Origin of the sequence: Telmatobacter bradus (assembly GCF_048629425.1) — a bacterium.
GTDB classification, from domain to species: domain Bacteria; phylum Acidobacteriota; class Terriglobia; order Terriglobales; family Acidobacteriaceae; genus Telmatobacter; species Telmatobacter bradus.
The window spans coordinates 3,585,651-3,608,127 of record NZ_CP184532.1 but is presented as its reverse complement, the minus strand read 5'-3'; the positions used below and the strand labels follow the sequence as shown (position 1 = coordinate 3,608,127).

General features: G+C 59.4%; 17 protein-coding genes. 8 read left to right on the top strand and 9 right to left on the bottom strand.

The genetic code is table 11. From position 1 onward, the window contains the following. Positions 1-40: 40 nt before the first annotated feature. Genes ACOBR2_RS14805 through ACOBR2_RS14795 form a run of 3 tightly spaced genes read right to left on the bottom strand, consistent with a single transcriptional unit; the run spans position 41 to position 3,194 of the window. The gene (locus ACOBR2_RS14805; RefSeq protein WP_420236889.1) at positions 41-1,249 is read right to left on the bottom strand and encodes a DUF2201 family putative metallopeptidase; all 1,209 of its coding nucleotides are present in this window, start codon (positions 1,247-1,249) and stop codon (positions 41-43) included. Further along, positions 1,246-2,190, bottom strand: coding sequence for a hypothetical protein (locus tag ACOBR2_RS14800; RefSeq protein ID WP_420236888.1), 945 nt, complete (start codon positions 2,188-2,190; stop codon positions 1,246-1,248). Before ACOBR2_RS14800 ends, ACOBR2_RS14805 begins: the two co-directional genes overlap by 4 nt. Beyond that, a complete protein-coding gene (locus ACOBR2_RS14795) occupies positions 2,187-3,194 on the bottom strand; it encodes an AAA family ATPase (protein WP_420236887.1) in 1,008 nt (335 codons plus the stop codon). Before ACOBR2_RS14795 ends, ACOBR2_RS14800 begins: the two co-directional genes overlap by 4 nt. Before the next feature lie 170 nt (positions 3,195-3,364). Here ACOBR2_RS14795 and ACOBR2_RS14790 point away from each other — a divergent pair. Together ACOBR2_RS14790 and ACOBR2_RS14785 are read left to right on the top strand one after the other, a co-directional pair. Further along, positions 3,365-4,122 (top strand): IS5 family transposase gene (locus tag ACOBR2_RS14790; protein ID WP_420236869.1). Its coding sequence is split into 2 segments (ribosomal slippage): positions 3,365-3,680 and positions 3,680-4,122, totalling 759 coding nucleotides; the frame shifts between segments, so codons are not numbered across the junction. A 731-nt stretch (positions 4,123-4,853) separates the two neighbouring features. Continuing rightward, the gene (locus ACOBR2_RS14785; RefSeq protein WP_420236886.1) at positions 4,854-5,051 is read left to right on the top strand and encodes a hypothetical protein; all 198 of its coding nucleotides are present in this window, start codon (positions 4,854-4,856) and stop codon (positions 5,049-5,051) included. Between the two features lie 68 nt (positions 5,052-5,119). Here ACOBR2_RS14785 and ACOBR2_RS14780 read toward each other — a convergent pair whose 3' ends face one another. From ACOBR2_RS14780 to ACOBR2_RS14755, 6 genes are all read right to left on the bottom strand, one after another. Continuing rightward, entirely contained in the window at positions 5,120-7,237 is a 2,118-nt protein-coding gene (locus tag ACOBR2_RS14780) for a redoxin domain-containing protein (protein WP_420236885.1), read from the bottom strand. Between the two features lie 115 nt (positions 7,238-7,352). Then, positions 7,353-10,508 (bottom strand): TonB-dependent receptor domain-containing protein, encoded by a 3,156-nt coding sequence (locus tag ACOBR2_RS14775; RefSeq protein ID WP_420236884.1) that lies wholly within the window; start codon positions 10,506-10,508, stop codon positions 7,353-7,355. A gap of 144 nt (positions 10,509-10,652) precedes the next feature. After that, complete coding sequence (locus tag ACOBR2_RS14770) at positions 10,653-11,933, bottom strand: hypothetical protein (protein ID WP_420236883.1); 1,281 nt, start codon at positions 11,931-11,933, stop codon at positions 10,653-10,655. After that, positions 11,917-12,552, bottom strand: coding sequence for an RNA polymerase sigma factor (locus ACOBR2_RS14765; RefSeq protein WP_420240016.1), 636 nt, complete (start codon positions 12,550-12,552; stop codon positions 11,917-11,919). The genes ACOBR2_RS14770 and ACOBR2_RS14765 overlap by 17 nt, the downstream gene beginning before the upstream one ends. A 135-nt stretch (positions 12,553-12,687) precedes the next feature. Then, positions 12,688-13,755, bottom strand: coding sequence for a PLP-dependent cysteine synthase family protein (locus ACOBR2_RS14760; RefSeq protein ID WP_420236882.1), 1,068 nt, complete (start codon positions 13,753-13,755; stop codon positions 12,688-12,690). Beyond that, positions 13,739-15,790 (bottom strand): protein-disulfide reductase DsbD family protein, encoded by a 2,052-nt coding sequence (locus ACOBR2_RS14755; protein WP_420236881.1) that lies wholly within the window; start codon positions 15,788-15,790, stop codon positions 13,739-13,741. Before ACOBR2_RS14755 ends, ACOBR2_RS14760 begins: the two co-directional genes overlap by 17 nt. A gap of 493 nt (positions 15,791-16,283) precedes the next feature. On the opposite strand from ACOBR2_RS14755, the gene ACOBR2_RS14750 reads away from it, so the two are divergent. From ACOBR2_RS14750 to ACOBR2_RS14725, 6 genes are all read left to right on the top strand, one after another. Beyond that, entirely contained in the window at positions 16,284-16,604 is a 321-nt protein-coding gene (locus ACOBR2_RS14750; RefSeq protein ID WP_420236880.1) for a rhodanese-like domain-containing protein, read from the top strand. Between the two features lie 164 nt (positions 16,605-16,768). Further along, entirely contained in the window at positions 16,769-17,689 is a 921-nt protein-coding gene (locus ACOBR2_RS14745; RefSeq protein ID WP_420236879.1) for a family 2A encapsulin nanocompartment shell protein, read from the top strand. Continuing rightward, positions 17,676-19,898 carry a family 2A encapsulin nanocompartment cargo protein cysteine desulfurase gene (locus ACOBR2_RS14740; RefSeq protein ID WP_420236878.1) on the top strand — a complete coding sequence of 741 codons (2,223 nt, stop codon included), beginning with the start codon at positions 17,676-17,678 and terminating at the stop codon, positions 19,896-19,898. The genes ACOBR2_RS14745 and ACOBR2_RS14740 overlap by 14 nt, the downstream gene beginning before the upstream one ends. Positions 19,899-20,330: 432 nt before the next feature. Beyond that, a complete protein-coding gene (locus ACOBR2_RS14735; RefSeq protein WP_420236877.1) occupies positions 20,331-20,621 on the top strand; it encodes a hypothetical protein in 291 nt (96 codons plus the stop codon). A 454-nt stretch (positions 20,622-21,075) separates the two neighbouring features. Next, positions 21,076-21,978 carry a PLP-dependent cysteine synthase family protein gene (locus ACOBR2_RS14730; RefSeq protein WP_420236876.1) on the top strand — a complete coding sequence of 301 codons (903 nt, stop codon included), beginning with the start codon at positions 21,076-21,078 and terminating at the stop codon, positions 21,976-21,978. Beyond that, positions 21,975-22,418, top strand: coding sequence for a Mov34/MPN/PAD-1 family protein (locus tag ACOBR2_RS14725; protein ID WP_420236875.1), 444 nt, complete (start codon positions 21,975-21,977; stop codon positions 22,416-22,418). The genes ACOBR2_RS14730 and ACOBR2_RS14725 overlap by 4 nt, the downstream gene beginning before the upstream one ends. Positions 22,419-22,477: the final 59 nt, after the last annotated feature.

Sequence of the window (22,477 nt, the reverse complement as noted above, 5' to 3'; positions counted from 1 at the left end):
ATGCTCCGTAGCACGTCAGTTCCAATGAGCCGAGCATTGGCTATGCCGCTTGCATGGGGATAACGCTGCCGAAGGGTGCATGACGGTCGCCGGTTGAGGCCCAGAGCACGGGATAGTCGGGGGTGGATTCGGGAAACACCCCATAAAGATCGGTCAGAAATACCAGCGTCTGCGGCTGAATGCCTTGCTCGTCCAGCCAGTCGAAGCATGGACCGAAGTCTGTGCCTCCTCCGCCAATGGGATTGAGATGAACTTGTTCTCCGGCTTGATAGGTCTCCACTTTGTGTACCTCTGTGTCGAAGTACAAGACATGAACGCACTTTGGCCGCTGACCTTCGAGGATCGAGCAGACCTCAGCCTCAAAGAGACGCAACAACCGGCCATTCACCGAGCCGGAGCAATCGACAGCGATGGCGATCTCTCCGACACCCTCGCGCACAACCCCTGGCAGATAGAGCCCGTTCCAGATGTGGCGGCGGTTGGGCCGCATCCAACTCGAGTCGGCAGGGATGGTGTCTGACCAGAGCCGGCGCAACAGTTCGCGCCAGTCCACCGTTGCCTCTGCGGCTCCTTCGAGAGTTCGGGCCAGACCCGCAGGAGCCTTACCTGCTTGCTTCGAGAGCGTGACTGCCTGGTTGACAGCAACACTCCACTCTCGCGCCTGCTCTTCCGCACTTGGCGTCTCTTCGTCAGGTTGTGGTGCATCAAGAACCTGGCCGATGCCGCCCTCTGTCTCTGGCGCAGTTGGCTCATCGGTGCTGCCTTGTTTTTCTGGCGTTTCGCCTGCGCCAGTTCCGGCACCGGCATCTGAACTGTTCTGGCCACCAGACTGCGGCTGTGCTTCTGCATCGCGCAGGTTGTAGATCTGCTCGGCGCTCATGCCGCGAAAACGGTGATCGACAAGAACGCCGTTCGGCAGACTGAGGCCAGCATCGAGCAGCAGTGGATTGATGGCGTAATCGCACGCCTCATTCCACCGCTTGGGATCGCGCCCTGAACGCCGTACATGATGTTGGAGCGCGGGGTGCATGACCTCGTGGGCCAACACCCCGACCAGTGTTGCCGAGTTCAGCGTATCGATAAAATCGGGATTAAAGTAGAGCGACACGCCATCAGTCGCCATGGTTGGAATCGACCGACTCTCTCGCCCCTTCAAGCGAAACAAAAGCGAGCCAAAGAACGGATGGTCGAGCAACAAAGTTGTCCGCGCCTTCTGAATGCGAATGGATGCTGGTGTCTCATGTCTCATGCCGCCAGTGGCACCTCCATGTACGCAGACATACGGGAGAGAATGTCATCGACCGTTGGAGCGTTTGGTGCCTCCTCCGGCACACTGGCTTCGCGATCACGCAGAACGCTGTCGATCTCGGCAACGATCTCCGCGGCATCGTTTGCCGTGGCCACGCGCAGCAGGTCGTGCTTCTTGAGGTCCTGCGCCGTAAAGTTGCACAACCGTTGCCTGATCTGGTCTGCGAAGCGATTCAGGTCGGCGTCGCCATTCACGTTCAGGCGCGGCAGCAACTCCACCAGGTCGAAGACATTCGTGACCATCGTCGCGTGGAAACGGGACTCCGGCTCGTTGAGCCGGTCCACCATGTGCGAGACCACCTCCCTGAGCCGCTTCCACAAATCCTCGGTTCCACGCGTCAAGGACTCGCGAACATTGGCGTCGATCTCGCGGGCCACGCGCGCCTGCTCTTCGGCCGACATCTGCACGCGAAAGTCGTTGCCAGTCGGGATAGGAAGTATCTCCAGCTTCACACCGAACTTCTTGCGCAGCTTGTCGGCGGCAGGATAGTCTTCCTCTCGAAACAGGCCGTTCAGCTCCGGGCGTACCTGCTCGATGTACTGCGGATAGACATGAAGAAAGCTCTCCACGCCCTGCTCAAAGCTGGCCTCAAACTCGCGCATACGGGCTGTCAAGTCGAAGTAGAGGTTCGATGGCAGCAGGCGGAAGCCCTCATCGGACCACGGCAGCGTGATCCTGTAGAAATACTGCCGCACCTGCCCAGCCAGCGTGCGCAGTTCATCGAGTTTGTCGGCGCCGCGCAGCAGTTGCTTGTTGTAGCGGCCCGCGCCCTGGTGCGCTCCGTGTTGGTCGGCAACGTCGCGGCTGATCTTGCGGTCGTGTTTGATGGCCGTCCAAATGCTGATATGGACGGCGGCGAGCATGGCTCGTTCAGTAATCATCGAATGGCCTCCTGTTGCACACCGAAGCGAACAAACTCCGGCGTGTGGGTGATAGCGGTGTCCCGCGCCGCCGCATCGCGCATAGCCATGACGCGCATCTCGGTTGGCATACGGTCGAGGTACTTGAGTCCTCTGGCTACAGAGCTGTCGGTCATGGCCCGCCCCAGCGCCGTGGCAATGGCGATCTGCGCGGATGTTTCTGTCGGCAACGGTGCCGTTTCTGGGCTAAGCAGTATCTCGTCGATCGACGGCAACTGGCGAAAGAGCCGCAAGAATGCAATCAACTCTGCCGCAGCCGCAGGCCCAACTGTGCCGTCGAGCAACTGTGCCTCGAACTCGCTTGCCCCGGATAGGAACGTGGTTTTCTGCCGGTTGGCAATGCCGCGCAGAACGTTGGAGGCCATCTCCCAGGATCGGGGAGTGGGCCAGGCATTGGCATCCGAGGTTGCATCGGCGGTATGCAGCAGGTCCGGCTTGAAGCGCAGAAATGCGATGATCTCCGGCCGCACGCCCGCGCCTACGGCCCACTTGCACCAGTCGTTGAGATCCGCTTCGAGTTTGAGATGGACAAAACGATTCCGCAACGGCCGCGGCATCGAGAAATGGACACCCCGCTCGGAGGCCGGGTTGCCGGCGGCAATGACCAGCCAGCCGTCCGGCAACACATACTCTCCCAGTTTGCGGTCGAGCACCAGTTGATAGCAGCCAGCCTGCGTCATCTGCGGAGCTGACGTCAGTTCGTCGAGAAAGAGGATACCCTTCCCGGCAGTGGGAAGGAACTTGGGCGGAACCCATTCGGTCTGGTCATCTTTGATGCGCGGCAGACCGCGCAGATCGACCGGATCGAGTTGCACGGCGCGAACGTCCAGGAAATCAAAGTCGAGATCGTCCGCAACCTGCGCAACGATCTGCGACTTACCGACGCCGCACGCGCCCCAGATATGCAGAGGCACACGCTCGCCGATCAGCGCATGAAGCGCCTCGTAAAGCTTGGATGGTTTCATTTGGATTTACCTCAGGCGGAATACTGATTCAGGTGTGAAGATTGGCCGGTCAGCCGTCTATTCGGGAATGCGTTGGATTACCGGGCTGACCGCTTTGGGGCGGAACAGCGACGAAGATATAAACTGATTTCTAGGGCGTGTTAACACTAAATTTGTTATAATTGGAGTTAATGGAGATCACGGCCGAGCAGTACAAAAAGATTAAAGATAGCCTGCCGATTCAGCGCGGGAATGTGAAACTGCAGAACCTCCAAGTTCTCAACGCGATTCTGTATGTTGCCGAGCAAGGATGCAAATGGCGCGGTCTCCCGCCTCGCTTTGGCAACTGGCATAGTATTTATACGCGCATGAATCGCTGGGCCAAAAATGGCGTTCTGGATCGCGTCTTCGAGAAGTTGCAGACCGAGCAGATCGTGCGCATCAAGATTGAAGCCTTCTCGCTCGACTCAACCTCGATCAAGGTCCATCCCGATGGAACAGGCGCGTTAAAAAAAATGGACCTCAGGCCATCGGCAAATCCCGCGGCGGATGGAACACCAAGATTCATATGGTTGCCGCGAATGCTCGAACGGCGGTAGTGTTTGCTCTGTCGCCGGGCAACGCGCACGATGCGCCAGAAGGCCGAGCGCTGCTGGAAGATCTTGGGCCGATGCCGGAAGGTCTTCCGATGCTGATGGATAAGGCCTACGAGGGCAACGAAACGCGGCAGTTGGTACTTGATCTAGACATGATTCCGGTGGTTCCGCCCAAATCCAACCGGCTCGATCCCTGGGAATACGACCGCGAACTCTATAAGAAGCGTAACGAAGTGGAACGCCTCTTCCGCAGGCTGAAGGGCTTCCGCCGCATCTTCTCCAGATTCGAAAAACTCGATGTGATCTTCCTCGCCTTTATCAATTTCGTTTTGATCGTCGAAGCCCTCAGATAGTGTTAACACGCCCTAACAACGCCAGCCTTCCTTTTGATGGAATCTCTCGAATCGGTTTCGCGGGAGATGGGTGAAAGATCGCGCTGGGATGCGGTGTAACTCGCGGGTTCTTCACAGGGCGAAGCGATGCTCGTGAATTCAGGAACGTAAGCTCCGCGAGGCAACGACAAACGGACGGTCTCGTTTTGGCCCTCGTTTAGAAAATAGGTTTCGATCCGTTGCCGGAGCCTGCTGGCGTTCGACCGGACGATATTGTCTTCCCCTGAGTCGTATCCGGCCTTCCGCTCAAAAATCTTTTCACCGATCCTTTGCTCGTTCAGTTGGTCGCCCCTGCCAAGCAGGGCCTCCTCACATATGTAGCAAAGGAATGTACACAGACGAGCAGACTTTGCCAAGTGGGGCGACGCAACGATACGTTCGACAAGTTGCCAGCGCGGGTCCACAGACAACCCACGACTTTGCATTTCTGTGCGTTGCTCCGCAGTTGACATTATCGCCATATTCTGAGTATATTGATGCGGCATTACATGCCCATGAATCGCCCATTTGCATTCATTTTATGGCGGTTAGCGCCACAGTTAAAACAGATTTCAAATAGCTAACGATCTTCTGAAATCGGCAGATCATCGCCCCCCCTCCGGCTCTTATAAGCTTTGCCGTGCGAAAGCGAAGGCGAGTCCTCCAGTGGATCAGATCGTCCAGCCTCAGAGTAGTCTAGCCAATATTCAGATGTGGAAACGCTTCCGGGTTATTCTTCAAATCTGAATCCGGTCGAGGACTTATGGAGCAATATCAAAGGCCAGGAATCGGCCAACCGCTATGTTTCCGGACTTGGCGAGGCCGAAGACGGCGTGTCGAGCGGCATGAATCGAGTGCGCCAATCCAAGCTACCGCTTTCCTTCTTGCACCACGCGGGGCTCATTTTTTGACGCACCTTCTCACTGTTTTATGCGATGTTAAGTCAGCTGACTGAGCACCGCCTCATTTTCATTCCTCATCAAGGCTTTTCTTCAATCGCTTTCATACGCCAGCCAAACTCCTCTTCCAGATCCTTCGTGTAACCGATCTTCTGAAAAGCCTTCCGTCCTTCCGGATCGATAAACCACGTCATTGGAATTGGCGCTATGTTGTGCTCCACTCCGTATTGTGCTCCGAGCAGCACCGGAAATGCGTATTTGTGTCCGTTCACAAAATCTGCAATCGTCTGCACCGGCGTATCCGCGTCGTCGATTGACATCGATAGCACCACCACCTTGGAGTCGTCCTTGTACCGCAGATACAGCTTATCCAGGTCCGGCAGTTCTCGCCGGCACGGCCCGCACCATGTTGCCCAGAAGTTCACCACCACCACCTTGCCCTTCAGGCTTTCGCTCGAAAGCTCTTTGCCGTCCAACGTCTTCAGTTGGAAGGCTGGTATCGCCTGCGGCGCGGCGATTCGCTCGCGCAGAATCGCAGCCTTGCGCCGTTCTCGATCCTTGTCGATAATTGGCGCCAGATAGGTGGCAAGTCCATCTTTGTCGCCCGGATGCGTCTGAAGATAGCTCGACCGAAGCGCCTGCACTGCCACGTGCTCGCCCGCACGGTAGAAGGGAAGCTCCAGCGCTTTCAGATACTGCGCCTCAGCCTTCTTTGTGTCTCCTTCGGCCGCATACACATTACCCAACCGCACGGCCGCGTCCGCGCTCTTAGGCCACAGCGCGAGCGATGCCTGAAACTTCTGCCCGGCCTCCTTCAGCTTGCCTTCTTCGAGATACACAAGACCCAGCGCATTTTGCCACGGCGCAACGACCTCCGATAACTCGAACTCCACAAACCCATCCTTGTCGGTCTGGTCCAGCAATCGTTCCTGCAGGGTTTTCCACTGTGCATCGAGCTGCTTTTCCGCATAAGACTCTAACTCAGGCAGATATGACTTATGCTCCGCCAGCGCCTCTATCGCAAGCGCGGAATCCCCATCCAGCGCGGCCAACGACTTGTAGAGCCGCTCCGTATCCAGTGGTTCCAGCTTGGGCAGTATGTAGCTCAGTGACTCATTCGCCTGATGTACTGTCAACGTCGAGCGATGGACAGGTTTGTCGAGATAGGCTTCCAGCGCCGCCGCCTGCATGGGCTGGTTCTGGTCCGCTGTCCTATGCGGATCGTCGATCATCGTTACCCGATAGCTTGCCATTTCCGCAGCCGCGCTGTCCGGGAACAGCTCCACAATTACTTTTCCGATGGCCTGCTCCAACTCGGGCGTTGACGACAGCTCGCCCATTATCCCCTGCGCCGCAAGATCGTCCGGCTTGAGCTTGGCTAGAAATATATGAGCATTTGCCACGGCAATGGCTATGGATGCGTCCTTGCTCTTGCCCGGAGCGGACGTCGCCGCTCGCCAATACGCCAGGTGCAGCGCCAGCGAATCCGAGTTCTTAGCCGTTGCCGCCAGCAGTTGGGCGGCGGCAGATCTGTCGCGGTGGCCGAGCAACTCTGCTTTTAACAACACGGCGCGCACATTCCCGGCACCCAGCGTGAGCGCGCGGTCAACCGGCGTCTCGACATCCTTGGTGCGATCTTTCTGCTGCATCCTGTTGGCAGCTTGCAGCGCTTCGGCCTGCAGCGTCAGCCCTTCGGCTGTCTTGTCAAGCTGTGCCTGATGCGTCCCAACAAAGCTTTCCAACTCGTGCACAAACGTCGCCGTCTGCTCCTTCGACACCGATGTATGCAGCTTGCGCGTCATCGCCGTCATGGCCAACGTCAGCACTTCGCTGTTTTCCGGCGCGGCGGTCACGGCATTTTCACAGGCGTTGCGCGCCTCCCATCCGTTGTCCACCGCGCAACGCGCCAGCGCCGCCCATGCTGATTCCTTCGCTGTCCCGCGCAGTTTGTCAGCCGCCGCCATCGCCTCATGACGCCATCCAAACACCGCCGACCACGCCAGCAGTTCCGGATCGTCAGGGTGCGCAGCTGTCAGAGACTCGATTCTCTGCGTCAGCAGATTCTCGTCGTGGCTGGCATAGGCGCTGGTGAGTTGCGTCCTATCCATTGCCGGTTCCTGGGCAACCGCCTCGGTCCCCACTGCCAGCATCGAGGCTAAGCAAATCGCGCCGCCTATGCGCACTATCGTTGCCTTCATTGCAATCCCTTCTTCATCTCGGTTGTCCGGTTCAACCCGGCCGCGCGCTCTACGAAAGAAACGCCGGGCGGGCTCAAAATCGGCCTTCCCGGCGTTATATGCTTACTGCCGAAGTTTAGAAGCTATACCGCAGAGCCATCTGCAATACGCGCGAACCGCCACCACCGAACTGGGTGTTGCCTGCCGCGGTCGTTGTGTCGTAGGTGTTCGTGCTTGCGCCGAACCGCGAATTTGGCGTGAACTTTCCGCTGGCAATCGATCCGAATTGCTGGTTCGGCGGCGCGTAGTTCGTCTGGTTGAACAGGTTGAAGGCATCGCACCGGTACTGCAGGTTACCGAACTTGCCCAGTTTGAAATCGCGCCGAATTGTGTACTCCACCTCTGCAAAGTTCCAGCCCGGAATCGAGTTCCTCTGTTCGTTCCCTTGGAGCCGGCCGCTCCCGTTGGTCAGGAACGTGGCATCGAATGCCGCCGAATTCAGCTTCTTGCCACCGAACTTGGTCGCATCCTTCACCCAGAACGGCTGACCTTTCACCACGTCCGGGCGAACATTCGCGGTGCCCGTCGTCGCCAACTTGTAACTCACGAAGACGTTCAACGGATTGCCCGAGCGTGCCGTCACGATGCCATCCATTGCCCAGCCATTGGCCACGGCGCTCAGCAGGCGATTGCCTGTGCGCAGTTTGGGGAGCTCCCAGTCGAACGATACGTTGAACGAGTGCCGCACATCATAGCTTGAGTGGCCGCGTTCCGTGGAGATGGGTAACCCCGTCGGGCTAGCCGCAATCACCGTATCTCCCGAGGCCGTATCCAGCGACTTGCCGAACACGTAATTTGCCAGCATCTGCAGTCCGTGTGACATCGTCCGCACATACGAGAGCTGCGCCGAATTGTAGTCTGACGTGTCCATGCTGAAGTATTCGGTCAGGTTCAGGAAGCGGTTCTTGTAGTTCGAGCCCGAGAACTGCCCCAGGCGCGTCAGTTTGCGTCCCGCCGAACCCACATAGGCCAGCGTCACGCTCTGCTGTCCGCCGAGGTTCTGCTGCATCGACAGATTCCACTCATGTACGCGGGGCGTCGTGAATCCAGGATAGTAGCCGAGAATGTTCTGATCCGTGTAAGGCGGACCGCTCGTACTTGAGACCGGCGGCAAGGGATCGGTCATCCAGTAGATGTTAAAGAGCGCGGTATGGCGGTCATGCGGAAAGTAGTTCGTTGCCTGCAGAGCGGTATCGGACGAAGCCACATAGAACAGGCCATAACCGCCCTTGATCAGGGTTTCGTAGTGGTCCTTGTTTTTCAGAATGTAGGTCGCGCCGATGCGTGGAACGAACTGCGTCTTGTTGGTCGGATACATCCGTGTTCCCGCCGGAGCCAGCGTTGCATTCGCCGGGTCGGTTGGATCCTCAACCACGTAGAGCGACTGCCCATCCACGGCCATGGGAGCGGGGTCGTAGTCCCAACGCACGCCCAGATCCAAGGACAGATTGGGGCGCGGACGCCACGTATCCTGCAGGTAGAGTGCCGTGTCCTGCTGATGCACGACCACCACATCCCTGCTCTCCACCTGACCCACCGTCACATACCCAGAAAGCAGATCCGCATCACTGTAGTAGGCGACATTCGACGAATAAACCGTCGGCGCGGCCACCGGGAACAGATACCGCCAATCCACGCCCGCCGTCAGGTGGTGTTGGCCCAGAATAAACGACACTTTGTCGACCACGTTGATCTGCCGCTGCTCGTTGTCTGTCGACGAGCCCACCTGGTACGCTTCCGCCCAAGACGACGGATATGCGCCAAAGACGAACATCGAGTTCTTGCGCGTAGATCCATACGCCGCGGGGAACATCTGCGCGTACATCGCATCGGTTGGCAGCGTCGAACCGTGGAAGGTATCGAGCGTGCTCTCGAGCGAACCACCCGACTTTGACCAGTTTGCACGCAGTTCGTTCGCCACAAGCGGCGCTAGCTGATACGTTGCGCCAAGCGTCAGACTCTTCGCATCACCGTGCGTCGTGTCCAACTCGTTCAATGAAGAGATCGAGCGGACCGTTGAGTACGACGGCGCATGGTTATACCGCCCGAACAGCGACAACTTGCTGTTTACGTTCTCGTCGATGCGCACGCTGGTCGTGTTCGTCGAAGCCGGGTTCGAGTACGACGCAAACAGCGCCGGTTCCGAGTATTCGTCCAAACCTGTTGGCAACGGCGCAAGGTTGACGTAGGGCAGCAATGCCGAATTGATGTAGGTCGTATTGCGCACGCTCGAAGGCGCCGTCTCCGACGAGCCGCTGGTCGGCGTGCGGAGCCGCGCACCCTCATACGAAACGAAGAAGAAGGTCTTGTGCAGCCCGTTGTACAGGCCCGGAATCCGCACCGGACCGCCAAACGTTCCGCCGAACTGGTTCATGCGCAGCGGAGGCTTGGTCAAACCTGGTTTTGTGGGCAGTGTGTTCTGGAACTTGGTATACGCGTTCCAGGTATTCAGCGCGTCGTTGCGGAAGTAGTTGTAGAGCGAGCCGTGATACTGGTCCGTACCACCGCGGCTGGTCAACTGAATCTGCCCACCGGCCGAGCGGCCAAACTCCGCCGAGTAGTTGGCGCTCTGAATCTTGATCTGGTCCAGAGCGTCCAACGAGAGCATGCTAGACGTGGTGCCCAGAGCCGAGAGCGTAGGCGCCTGGCCCGCTCCCGCCTGGCCCAGTGCCGCGCCCTGCGTCTGACGAATGCCCGTGTTCGCCGCAACGCCGTCGATTGTGAAGTAGTTTGTGTTGTCGCGCTGCCCGTTAAAGCTGAACAGACCCGCACCGCCCGTGCGCACCGCGCCCGGCGTCATCGCAATCAGCGCCTGAAAATCCCGCCCGTTCAGCGGCATGTTTTTCACAAACTGCTGATCGATGGTCGTCGAAACGCCGGTCGAAACCTCCATCACGGCAACAGAGCCATTCACCGTCGTCGACTCCGAGGTCGCGCCGATGCTCAGTTGGAAGTTCTGCTCCAGGTGTGCCTGGGTATTGGCCACCAGACCCACCAGGTCCACACTACGGAAGCCTGGCTTCTGCACGGTGAGGTTGTAGACTCCAGGCCGCACAAACGGAAAAACGTAGATTCCAGCTTGATTTGTGGTTGCGTGCAGATCGGTACCGCGATCCGCGCTGCCCAGTACGATTTGCACTCCCGGCACCACTGCACCCGTGCCATCGGTGATCCGTCCGGTAATCGTCGCACTCTCAGACTGTGCGTTCGCCGCCGCTATGCCAACAAGCATGAGTACTGCGACCCATGCGAAATTCCGCAAGAACAATTTCAAATGAATGGCCTCCTATCTGCGTATGCCGCAGCGGAAGTGCCTGTTCGCCAGAATTTATGCGGATCTTTACGGGATCCTTATCGGAAATTAGCAGGTACCCCTTTACGGGTGATTCGCGTTGCCCAGAAATGCGTACATCAGACGGTGCGAATTCTCCGGCGCCAGTGTCGGCGAGTCCGTCGATACATACACCGCATTGATCCGGGTCAGAACCTTGGGATCGTTGAACGAAAGCACCCAGCGGCCCTTCCCGTTGGTCTCCTTACGCATCACGCCCAATTGATAGCTCGGTGTGCGTGTCCCGGCCGTCTCGCCCCACACGCGAAACACCGTGTCCCGGCTCTTGCGCCGCGCATCCGGCAGATCGTACGCATAAAACACCAGCGACTTGCCCTCGACATAGAACACGCGTCCTGAGAGCTGCCGCGCGCGATTCGAGGCGTCGTTGTCATAGATGTCGATGATGTGCAGATTGCGCGACGAGATCATCTCCTGCGCCGTCGCCAGATTTTGTCCGTATTGCTGCCGCCGTTCCAACTCGGCTTGCATGCGCGCCAAGCGATCGTTCGCCTCGGCAACCACGTTGCGCTGTTCGCCCAGCGCCAGATGCGCCGCCGCCAACTGGCCGCTCAGGTTGTCGCGCTCCGCTTCCAGTGCCGCCGCGCGCTGTTCGGTCGCGCCTTGCTGCTCCTGCGCCTGCTGCAACTGCGCTGCCACGCTCTTGTCGCGCTCCGCCTGCGCGCTCAGAGTGTTGACCGTGCGCGTCAGCTCCGCGTTCCGGGCCCGCGCCTTATCCAGAGACTCTTTCAGCACACCCAGCCGTGCTTTCAGCGCCTCCAAATGTGTATCGTTCGCCGTGTCAGGTGTTCCGGGCACACTTGCCGCCACGGTCGCGCTCACCCGCGCCGTCGATGCCATTGCATGAGGTTGTGTCGCCGTGTGTTCCGCGTGCCACCGTGACGTAGCGTATATGGCAGCCAGACACAGGCACATCGCCGCCAGCCCCGCCATCCGCATCCCTGGATGCGCGATCAGCACCTGCCAGCGTATTCGCGCCGTTCTCATTCGGTTTCTGGAGATGGCGCGCTTCGCCTCGTTCGCCGGTTCGCTTGCTCCGGTCATTGCCGGTCCCGGCGTCAGCGTCAGACCCTGCTCAGCCGCACGTCGCAGAAACCGTTCCCGCATTCCCTCCGGTGGCGTTGCCTCAGCCACCGTCTCGGGCAGCAGCATCGGCTCAATATAGCCGCGCAGCGTCCCCGCGTCCGCCAAAAACTCTTTGCACGCGCGACAACATCGCGCATGTTCTTCAAGCGCGACCGCTGCCTCTGGGGACAGTTGCCCCATTACAGCCAGTGCACACCACTCTTCAAAACGCTTGTGCATTCCTGCTTCGCGCTCCTTCCATCGTTTCCCGCATCCGCCGCTCCTCGCGCTCTTTTTGCTGCGCAATCGCTTTGCGCAGATAGGCCAGCGCGCGATAGAGGTCATGACGCACCGCGTGCACCGACCGCTCCAACTGAGCCGCTATCTCCTCAGCCGTCATCCCCTCGCAATACGATAACTCCAGGATCTGCTGTTTGTCTGCGTCCAGCTTGCTCAGCCACGTGCTGACCAGTTGCCGCTGCTCAAGCGCGTGATCCACGCTCACTGTCATGCGCAGCTCGGCACTTGCCCCTTCCAGTTCCACCCATTCATAGAACCGGTTGGCCTGCAAATGCCGCTTGCGATGCAGAGCGCGATGATACGCGTACTGCATCAACCACACTTTGAGTGTGCCCCGTGCCGGGTCAAAATTCGCCATCGCCCGCGAAATATCCAGAAAAACCGTCTGCACCACGTCCTCGGCTTCGCCGCTGTCGCGCAGAATCCGGAGCGCAACACTATAGACCAGGCGATGATAGCGATCGAACAGCACCGCCAGAGCATCCTGTTGCCCAGCCAGAAACGCCGCCGCCAACCCCTCGTCGGTCTGCGCGTTCAGTTGCTCCCATGGATGAGGCACATGACTCAATGCTCGAACTCCATCTGGTTCGCTCGCCTTGGCCGGCGGCACAACCGCGGTTTCCTGCACTGCAAAGACACGTCCATAACCACCTGTCCGGCGGCCCTTTATGTTCTTGTTTGCGGCGTTCCCTGCTCAGCTCTGACTGCCTGCTTGCGAATGAATGACACTGATCTTGCGTAGTGTAAGAGTGCTGCTCAAGTATTCTGGCCTGCTTGGTTCGGTACGCATCAGGTCGGTGCTCAGATATTTTTTATTGTCATCCGCGAATACCGTAACGACCACCGCATCCCGGCCAAGCTCATTTTGCGCACGCACCGCTGCCAGAAAATTGCACCCGGACGATATCCCCGCACCGAGTCCCATCTGTGTGGCAAATGCTTGTGCCATCAGAATAGCATCCCCATCGGAAACCGCAATCGGCGTGTCGAGAGCGTCCAGGTCCACGATGGCCGGCACAAACTCGTCGGAGATTCCCTGGATGCGGTGATGTCCCTGATGCTCCGGCTGGCTCAGCCCCGGCGCCTCGGCCGGTTCGACTGGGTGCACCCGCACCTTTGCGTTCACACTGCGCAGATACTTGCCCACGCCCATCACCGTGCCGCCCGTGCCCACTCCGGCCACGAAAGCATCCGCCTGCACACCGCAGTGCGCCAGTTGGCGCTCGATCTCTGGACCGGTTCCCTCGAAGTGCGCCTCCACGTTCGCCTGGTTGTCGAACTGGAGCGGCAAAAACACATTCTCCCGGCTCGCGGCATACTCCCTGCTCAACCGCAGACTGCCCACAAATCCGCCCTGTTCGCGGCTAACGCCCACAATCTCCGCGCCGTAGCTGCGGATCAGCCGCCGCCGCTCCTCGCTCATCCAGTCCGGCATGAAGATCGTCACCGGATGCCCCAGCGCGCTGCCGATGGCCGCAAACGAAATGCCGGTGTTGCCGCTGGAAACCTCCGCAATCGTGTCGCCCGGCTTCAACTCGCCGCTTGCGTAGGCCGCGCGCAGAATCCGGCATACCATGCGGTCCTTGATGCTCCCCGTCAGATTCATCTGCTCGCACTTGGCATACACGCGCCGCTCAGCGCCCTCGTATTTGAAGTCGATAGCCAGCAGGGGCGTATTGCCTACCAGGCCGGCAATGCGATCCAGCTTGGCCAAAGCCTCTTCCACGCGGCTTTCCGCGACCATCTCAGTTACTGCTTGCATGGGTGATCTCCTCTTCGTGCATGTCCATCCGCGCCACTTCAGGCCGCGCCACCGCCGGCCCGGCCGGAGCCTTGGCCAGAAACGTCAAAAACTCCGTGCTATTGCGCGTCAACCCCGGAAACGTGGCAATGGTCTCACCGGTGGGCGTCAGCAGTGCGTAATACGGCAGCGCAATCGTCCCAAACCGCTGCTTCTCAAAGTTCTGTTGCTGTTCGTAGAGCGCTCCGTCGCCATCGGTGTAGAGGCGCAGGCGAACGAACTGTCCCATCCGCTGTGCGACCTCGGGCCGTGGAAACATGTTCGCTTCCATCCACCGGCAGTTCGTGCAGGTATACCCCGTAAAGTCCACAAAGACCGGCTTGCCCGCCGCCCGCGCCGCCGCCAGGGCGCCCGCGTAGTCGTTCTCCATCCACGCCTGTCCGGCTGACGGTGCCGTCGTCGTTGCCTGACTGTCCGCCGGCGGCAAAAACGATTCCAACTCGCCCATTGGCCGACCCAGCAGTCCGCTCCCGAGCCACACCGTCAGCGCCAGCGCGCCCAGCGTCAGCAGTATCCGCAACGGCCCCACCACCGTCGCTGGCGTATCGCTCTCCATACGGAACTTGCCCAGCAGATACAACACCGCCAGAAGCGCCGCGGCCGTCCACACCGCCAGCACCGTCGCCCGCGTAAACACGCCCCAATGCCAGATCAGGTCGGCATTCGAAATAAACTTCATCGCCGCCGCCAGTTCCAGCAGCCCCATGACCACCTTCACCTGATTCAGCCACCCGCCCGACTTCGGCAGGCTGCCCAGCGCATGGGGCACCAGCGCCAGCACAAAGAACGGCAGCGCAAACACGGTCGAATACGCCAGCATCCCCACCAGCGGCCACTTCCAGCTTCCCTGCGACGCCATCACCAGCAGCGTTCCGGCAAACGGCGCCGTGCAGGTAAACGATGTAAGGCTGAACGTAAAGCCCATCAGCAAAATGCCCAGCGTGCGCCCCGTGCCCTCGCGCCGGGCCACTCCGTCCAGCCGCGCCACCAACTGTGGCGGCACCTGCAGAAAATACGCTCCGAACAGGCTCAACGCAAAACCCACGAAGATCGCCGTAATCAACAGGTTCACCCACGGATTGGCCGCCAGTTGGTTCACGCCCGCAGCGCCGAAGAAGAATGCCAGCGCCAGCCCCAGCGCTGTAAATGTGCCGATAATGCCCACCGCGTAGAGCAGTGCGCTCCACACCGCCGAGGCCCGCGAGCCTCCGCCCTGATGCGTGAAAAAACTCACCGTGATCGGAATCATCGGAAACACGCACGGCGTCAGCAGCGACAGCGCACCCATGCCCATCGCCAGCCACACAAACTGCCACAGCCCCTGCGACTCAGCGCGCTGCACATCCCCGCCGCTGGTCGTAGCCGGAGCGTTGGCCACCGGCTTCTGCACAGTAGCCGTTGCCGGGAACGCAGTCTGGGCCGTTTGCGCAGGCTGTTGACTTGTCCCCACCGGTTGCGGCTGCGGTTGGCTCGCGTGCGGCGTCGTGTTGGCCGCGCCTGCGCTCTTTGCACTCGCCGCCGCCACGTTCACCGCCACGGAAAGATGCGTCGTATGCGGCGGCAGGCAGAACGTTGCATTGCACACCTGATAGCGCACATCCAGCCGCAGCGTTGCCACGCCCACCGCGCTCGCTTTCACCGGCAGATTGAAGTCCGCTGCCCCCTCGTAAGTCTCGGTCTCCATGTCGAAGTTTTCGTCGTGCGCCTTGTGCGGGACGCTCGACTCAAGCGCGCCCGCAGCCGCGAACGGCTGACCGGGTGGCACCGTCACACTCATCGCCACCGGACCGCCCGCCTGCTGCGTCGGCGCATAGATGTGCCATCCAGAGCCGATCGCGGCATGCAGGTGTACGCGAAACGCTCCCTGCGCCGTCCCCTGCTCGCCGGTTGTGTCCGCCTTCCACTGCACCACGTCTTCCGGTGACTGCGCGCACAGCGCCACTGCACCCACCGCCAGGACACTCGCCAACCACATCGTCCAGTTCCGCAACTTCAATATGGATCTCCGCGCCTCCACCGGCCGCCATCTACACGTCTCCGCTCGCACCACGCACTGTGGAACGGAAATGTCTTGCATCCGCTGGAAGGTGAATTTAAGCCAAGCAGACTCTATGATAGAGCCATATCTCAAGCCAGGGAATCATCTTTGTTGGGAAAATGCCTTGCGAAGTCTGGACCTTGATCGGTCCGATGTTTTGGAGCGTTTGTTCGGCTCATGCTTGCGGAACCAAAAGACATGTGGTAGATTCATTTCATGAAATTGCTGACTTCCATGACCGCCAAAATGTGTTGTTGCGCTGCGATCTGTAGTGCGCAGAAGCATTCTGGCGTGAGGATTGGGATCAGCTAAAGCTCTATTACAAGCTGCCGCCTCCAAGGTACCCACCGCCAGAGTTTGACTGGCAGGTGGGTTTTCTATTTTGGGCTGAAATCGGGGCGAAAGCGCAATTCGGGCATTCGCCGAGCCGATACAAGGCAAGGAGAAAAAATTGAGCGTTCCGGAGATCCGTGTTGAAGAACTGAAGAAGCGGCTGGATGCAGGCCAGGACCTGTTTCTGCTCGATGTACGGGATGAATACGAGTACGAAATCTCTAATATTGGCGGGCAGTTGATCCCCCTTCCGGAACTCTCGAAGCGAGTCAATGAACTGGACCCCCATCAGAGGATCGTCACCGTCTGCAAGATGGGGCCCCGTGGTGCCAAGGCCGTGCAGCTTCTTCAAAAAGCTGGCTTTACCGATGTCTGGAACATGTCCGGCGGCATCCACGCCTGGTCGGATCGTGTGGACCACTCGGTTTCCAAATACTGACCGATCGGTCGAATCGCCCCTCTGCAGGAACATAGCGCCAGCACAAGGGCTATTCCGGACACTCGACCCACGTCGGACTTGATCCCCACTTCCGCAAAATTTCATTGTTGCTCTAACAAGCCGGCACTATAATCATCACGTTTATAACCTCAAGGAGGCCCTCTGTGGCAGACGAAGTTAGCCGCGTATCTCTCGGCGAGGAATCCGCATTTCAACTTGCCAATGTCACCAAGACCGCTCCACAGTTCGGAGCCATTACGCCACGCTGGCTGGTTCGCTTTCTTGATTGGAAGCCTCTTGAAGCTGGAACCTTCCGTCTGAACAAGGTAGATGAGAACAAGGTCATCGAGTCGCTCTGTGCGCACGAGGACGAGTCACAGCTGCCCTCTACTTATGTGCAGTACGAAGAGTCGCCGCGCGAGTATCGGCTGGGCAGCATCAACGCCGTGCTCAACGTGCACACGCGCGTCTCCGACCTGCTGAGCAACCCCTTCGATCAAGTCCGCGAACAATTGCGCATTGTGATTGAGAGCGTCAAGGAAAAGCAGGAGAGCGAATTGCTCAACAATGCCGACTACGGCTTGTTGCACAATGTCTCCGAAGCGCAGACCATCAAAACCCGCAAGGGCGCTCCGACGCCGGACGATCTGGATGAGCTGCTGACCAAGGTCTGGAAAGAGCCATCGCTTTTCCTCGCCCATCCCCGCGCCATCGCGGCCTTTGGCCGGGAGTGCACTCGCCGCGGCGTTCCTCCTCCGACGGTGACGCTCTTCGGTACGCCCTTCCTCACCTGGCGCGGCGTGCCGCTGATTCCGTCCAACAAAATTCCCTTGCTCAAAAAAGATCAAAGCACGAAGATTCTGCTGCTTCGTGTCGGAGAAAAGAAGCAGGGTGTCGTGGGCCTCTTCCAGCCTGGCCTTGCCGGCGAACAAAGCCCGGGCCTGTCGGTTCGTTTCATGGGAATCGATCAGCGTTCGCTGGCTTCCTACTTGATCTCGCTCTATTGCTCGGCGGCCGTGTTGACAGACGATGCCATTGCCCTGCTCGACGGCGTGGAAGTGGGCCAATACCATGAGTACAAGTGATCGGACGCTGCCTTCGGCGCAGGAGACGGGCAACTGGTCAACAGGAGTGCAGGGTTTGCACGGGAGCGAAGCCTTCGCTCCCGGCCTGCCTTCTCCGGCCGAGTTGGCGCGTCTGGCCAACGCTCTTTTCAACGCTCTGCCCAACGAAACGCAACCACCCGTAGCCACGGCTGCGCAGGCGGTGCTGCCGCCTAACTCGGCGCAGACTGGCAATCCATACGCTGCCATCCCCAGCCCCAGCGCACCCGCTCTCCCAGGGCAATTTGGCGCACCTGCTGTCGATGCACAACGCGAGTTGCAACCGGTCGGCTTTGTGAATATCCCAGACCGCGGCATCGCTCCCGATCTGCGATCGGCTTCGGTTGCTCCCCAGTCGCCTGCAACCTATGCTTTGCCCGGAGGTGGTGTAACTCCACCATCCGACGCAAGTTTTGGATTTCTGCAGGATGCACGGCCGATCTTTGCGCAACCACAAACTGTGCAACCTCAAACCATACAGCCGCAAGCCGCACAGCCTCCGGTTGAAAGTCCTTCGCAGGCGGCCGCCGCGCCCGTTCCCGGCGAAGAGAGTTATGCCACCATTCCCTCTTCCCTGCTGCCCGATCTCGAACTGGCGCCAACCTCACAGCCGCCCGCGCCCGCCATTCCCGGCGCGCTCAATGCGTTTGATTCATCGGCTGTGCCCACATTCTCGTTCCTTGAGGATGCGCGTCCTATCTTCTCCACATCGCCTTCGATTCCCGGTCCAGTTCCGGCCGCGCCGCAGAAGGCTGAATTGAACACGCCCTTTGCCACGCCTCTCGATCTCAACTCGCCGCAGTTGCCCGGTACAGTTGCGCACGCGCCGGACTACAAGGCCGCGGCCCCTGCGGACGCAGACCGTCAACCGCGCCCGCTGACTTCAATCGACGTGATTCCCGTGGTAGAGCCTGGAATCAATCAGCCGGATGTTGTTCGCGATGTGAATCTCTCTTCCACCTCCTTCGACGTGGAGGCGATTCGCCGTGACTTTCCCATCCTGCGCGAGGTCGTCAACGGGCATCCGCTCGTCTGGCTCGACAATGGAGCCACCACTCATAAACCTCAATCCGTCATCGATCGCATCAGTTACTTCTACGAGCACGAAAACTCCAACGTGCATCGCGCCGCGCACGAGTTAGCGGCGCGCTCCACCGACGCTTACGAGTCGGCGCGCGAAAAAGTGAGCCGCTTCCTGAACGCCAGTTCCCCGCGGGAGATCGTCTTCGTGCGCGGAGCAACAGAGGCCATCAATCTTGTCGCGCAAAGCTGGGGAAGGCGCAACATCCAGGAGGACGACGAAATCGTCATCACCTGGATGGAGCATCACGCCAACATTGTTCCCTGGCAGATGTTGTGCGCGGAAAAAGGCGCAAAGCTGCGCGTGGCTCCGGTCGACGACTCCGGACAAATCCTGCTCGACGAGTACGAAAAGCTGCTCGGGCCAAAGACTCGTCTGGTCTCCATCACCCACGTCTCCAATGCGCTGGGCACAATTCTTCCAGTTCAGGAGATGGTGGCTGCGGCGCATCGCCACGGCGCGCGCACTCTGGTCGATGGCGCTCAGGCCATTGCACACACACGCGTCGACGTGCAGGCCATCGGTTGCGACTTTTACGTCTTCAGCGGACACAAGGTCTTTGCCCCCACCGGCATCGGCGTGGTCTACGGCAAAGCGGACGTGCTTGAAAACATGCCGCCCTGGCAAGGCGGCGGCAACATGATCCAGGACGTGACCTTCGAGAAGACGCTCTATCAGCCACCACCGCAACGCTTCGAAGCCGGCACCGGCAACATCGCCGACGCGGTTGGACTTGGCGCGGCCATCGATTATCTGAACCGCGTCGGCATCGCCAACGTCTCGCGCTACGAACACGGCCTGCTCACCTATGCCACTGAGGCGTTGCTGAAGATTCCCGGCCTGCGCATCATCGGCACGGCAAAGGAAAAGGCCGGCGTTCTCTCGATTGTGCTGGATGGTTTCCGCACCGAAGAGGTCGGCGACTATCTCAACCGCAAAGGTATCGCCGTGCGCAGCGGTCATCACTGTGCTCAGCCGATCCTGCGCCGCTTCGGTCTGGAAAGCACCGTACGCGCCACATTCGCACTCTACAACACCTGCGAAGAAGTCGATGCGCTCGTCGCGGCATTGTGGGATCTGCGCCATGGACGCAACCCTGGCCTCGCCTGAGTCAAAAGGCACACCCTTTACAAAGAAAGATGCCAGTCACATCTGTCTGGCATCTTTTCCGTTTGCAGAATTCCCGGTTATTTCATGGATTTCTGATGCACAGCCGATGCATGAAGGAGTAAACCTCCTCTGTGGGATGATTTTGTTCCACTCCCAGACTGGCGTGTCATGACCGTGAACAAACATTCATGCACATTCGGGTACTGCCCCATTGAGTTTTCGTCCAATGCATATTACCCTCATGACTATGTACAGGGAGCTCCACAACACGATGCCGATGTTCTGCCGTTGTTATCGCGGACAATGGGTCATGTGGTCCTGCGTGTCGAGCTAGATATCGCGCCAGGATGCATCCGAGTGACCCACGAGTGATCGTGGGTTTTTCCGTCTTTGCACCTATCCCCTTCCCCCACGGGAGATATCGAGCATTCCATGAGCGAAACCACTCTCTATTCCATCGTCGCCGCCCCGGATGGGCATGGCACACGTCTCGGCTGGGTCTCGTCCACAACCGGCATCACCTACTGCGGCATCTGCCTCCGCTCATCTCTCAAGCCTTGCGTGGGCGAGTTGTGTGAAAGCTGCGGCGCCTGCGTCGTCGGCGTCTTTGACCCGGCAGCGGGCACGCAGGCGATTCGCCGTGCCTGGAGCCGCGTTTCCGCGCCTCCCGCGCCGCTGAATCAGCTTCCTGAGCCTGTAAAAGATCAATACGGCACACACTGATCCTCTTGAATCGAATGCAAACCTGAGCAATACACCCGCATCGCATCGGCGTCAGGTGCGACAACGCGACGCGTATGTGTTGTTCGGGTCAATTTCCAAGCACTGCGCAGGTTCAAGCGCCTTCGGTCAGATTCGCTGCCTCTTGTCTCCCGAGACCAGTCCCAGCCACGCCTTCTCTTTACAGCACCCTTCTCCTGTGAAAAACTATGTGTAGATGAGCCGAAATTGCCAGATCGCCATTGCTGTCTGCTGTTGTCGTTATGACAACGCGATCACTGGCGTCTGTACAATCGGCTTCTAGTCGGCCCGTACAAGGTACGAACCACCACAGCCCACACGCCAGCAACTCTTGGCGGTGGGCTTTTTCGTTTTTCTCTACAGACACAGAACCAGGGACAAGGTGGACTCAGCCATACACAATTCGCGCCCCAGCGTAACCGATCTCGGTGTTACGATGACCGATCGCATCGGCAACACGCCATTGCTGCGCCTCGATCGGCTTGTGAGCGACCTGCACGGCATTACGCTGCTGGCCAAAGCCGAGTGGCTCAACCCCGGCGGCAGCGTCAAAGATCGTGCCGCTGCCTCCATGGTGCGCGATGCTCTCGAACGCGGAACTTTGCGCAAGGGCAAGACCATCCTCGACGCCACCAGCGGCAACACGGGCATTGCGCTGGCCATGCTCGGCGCGGCGCTTGGATATCCAGTCACGCTGGTCATGCCCGCCAATGTCTCTCCCGAACGCAAGCGTATTCTCCAGGCCTACGGTGCAGAGATCGAGTGGACCGATCCAGATCAGAGTTCCGACGGCGCCATTCGCCGCGCGCGTGCGCTGGCCGCCAGCGACCCAGAACGCTTCTGCTATCTCGACCAGTACGGAAACAACGCCAACTGGCGCGCCCACTACGAAACCACCGGCGTTGAAATCTGGGAGCAAACCGCGGGCCACGTTACGCACTTCGTCGCTGGCCTCGGCACCAGCGGCACTTTTATGGGAACCACGCGCCGCCTCAAGGAATTCAACCCTTCCGTCCAGGCCATCAGCATGCAGCCCGACTCGCCCTTTCACGGCCTCGAAGGTCTCAAGTTCATGGCCACCTCCATCGTGCCGTCCATCTACGATCCCGCGCTTGCCGATCGCGCCGTGGAAGTGGAAACTGAGTCTGCGTACGAGGTCGCACGCCGCATGGCCCGTGAGGTCGGTCTGCTGGTAGGCATATCCGCCGCTGCTGCCGTCTCCGCCAGTCTCGGCATCGCTCGCGAAGAAGCTGCCGCTGGCCGACAGGCCATCATCGTCACCGTACTTCCTGACTCGGCTGATAAGTACCTCAGCGAGCGTTTCTGGGAGGAGATATGAGCACAGTCCACCTCACCGCCGCTGTCTATGCGGAGATTCGTAAACACGGCGAGCACACTTACCCTTACGAGTGCTGCGGTGCATTGCTTGGCACGCCGTCCACCGGTGGATGGTCGATCCAGGCGGCCGTACCCGCGGGAAATACGCGCACCGACTCCGCGCATAACCGCTACCAAATCTCACCCATCGAGCTGATCAAAATCGAACGCACGGCACGCACCCAGGGTCTCAGCATTGCGGGCTTCTATCACTCGCATCCCGACCATCCTGCCCAGTGGTCGCAAACCGATCTGGCAGAAGCCCACTGGCTCGGCTGCGCCTACATCATCACTGCCGTTGAAAAGGGCCACGCCGCAATCACCAACTCATTTCTGCTCGCCGGCGCAAGCGAAGAAGACAAGCGCTTCGAGCCGCAGCAGATCGTCGTCGGGGATTCGTAGCGCCACACCTGAATCCTTCGCAACCAAACCCGCACTTCTGCCCCGCACTTCCGCATCGA

What these genes read in the sequence shown, in the direction of transcription:
- ACOBR2_RS14805 (WP_420236889.1), bottom strand. Translation starts at nt 1,249, where the DNA reads ATGAGACATGAGACACCAGCATCCATTCGCATTCAGAAGGCGCGGACA.
- ACOBR2_RS14800 (WP_420236888.1), bottom strand. Translation starts at nt 2,190, where the DNA reads ATGATTACTGAACGAGCCATGCTCGCCGCCGTCCATATCAGCATTTGG.
- ACOBR2_RS14795 (WP_420236887.1), bottom strand. Translation starts at nt 3,194, where the DNA reads ATGAAACCATCCAAGCTTTACGAGGCGCTTCATGCGCTGATCGGCGAG.
- ACOBR2_RS14780 (WP_420236885.1), bottom strand. Translation starts at nt 7,237, where the DNA reads ATGAAGGCAACGATAGTGCGCATAGGCGGCGCGATTTGCTTAGCCTCG.
- ACOBR2_RS14775 (WP_420236884.1), bottom strand. Translation starts at nt 10,508, where the DNA reads ATGCTTGTTGGCATAGCGGCGGCGAACGCACAGTCTGAGAGTGCGACG.
- ACOBR2_RS14770 (WP_420236883.1), bottom strand. Translation starts at nt 11,933, where the DNA reads ATGCACAAGCGTTTTGAAGAGTGGTGTGCACTGGCTGTAATGGGGCAA.
- ACOBR2_RS14760 (WP_420236882.1), bottom strand. Translation starts at nt 13,755, where the DNA reads ATGCAAGCAGTAACTGAGATGGTCGCGGAAAGCCGCGTGGAAGAGGCT.
- ACOBR2_RS14740 (WP_420236878.1), top strand. Translation starts at nt 17,676, where the DNA reads ATGAGTACAAGTGATCGGACGCTGCCTTCGGCGCAGGAGACGGGCAAC.
- ACOBR2_RS14735 (WP_420236877.1), top strand. Translation starts at nt 20,331, where the DNA reads ATGAGCGAAACCACTCTCTATTCCATCGTCGCCGCCCCGGATGGGCAT.
- ACOBR2_RS14730 (WP_420236876.1), top strand. Translation starts at nt 21,076, where the DNA reads ATGACCGATCGCATCGGCAACACGCCATTGCTGCGCCTCGATCGGCTT.
- ACOBR2_RS14725 (WP_420236875.1), top strand. Translation starts at nt 21,975, where the DNA reads ATGAGCACAGTCCACCTCACCGCCGCTGTCTATGCGGAGATTCGTAAA.